The sequence below is a fragment of the Geminicoccus flavidas genome, from assembly GCF_009806515.1.
Lineage (GTDB): Bacteria > Pseudomonadota > Alphaproteobacteria > Geminicoccales > Geminicoccaceae > Geminicoccus > Geminicoccus flavidus.
Genome location: NZ_WUJP01000259.1, coordinates 1 through 494 on the forward strand (window position 1 = coordinate 1; position 494 = coordinate 494).

The window sequence follows — 494 nt, forward strand, 5'->3', positions numbered from 1 at the left end:
CCGGGTCGGCTGTCCCTTGAGCCGGACCGTGCCCACCCGCCGCTCCACCGGATCGACCTGGCACAGGACCGGCCGGCCCTCGACCTGGGCCTGGCCGCGGCAGTTGACCAGGGCGCGGCGCGCGTCGGCAGCCGCGGTGCCGACCCCGCCGCCCAGATAGGCGCTGGCGCGCACCGCCACCCAGCCGGTCGCAAACCCGAGGATGACCAGCACCACCAGGAGCTCGAGCAGGGTGAAGCCTGCCTGATTCGGGGCAGATCCGTCAGCGGGCGATGTTGCCGACGTCCGCCGCATCGCCCTGTCCTCCCGGCGTGCCGTCCGAGCCGAGCGAGCCCAGGTCGAACGGGCCGCGCTGGCCAGGGGAACGATAGACATAGTCGCGCCCCCAGGGGTCCTTCGGCAGCTCCGGCTTGCTCAGATAGGGTCCGCGCCAGGTCGGCACGCCCGAAGGTGCGGTGACCAGAGCCCCCAGGCCCTGCGCGGTGGACGGGTAG

The 494-nt window shown here is 73.7% G+C and carries 2 protein-coding genes; both read right to left on the minus strand.

The annotated features are described in order from the left end of the window. A partial coding sequence (locus tag EQG76_RS07195; protein ID WP_159711941.1) for a prepilin-type N-terminal cleavage/methylation domain-containing protein occupies positions 1 to 294 on the minus strand: 294 nt, incomplete at its 3' end. Next, positions 263 to 494: type II secretion system protein GspG (locus EQG76_RS07200; RefSeq protein WP_200840623.1), on the minus strand; the 232-nt coding region annotated here is incomplete at its 5' end. The genes EQG76_RS07200 and EQG76_RS07195, both read right to left, overlap by 32 nt.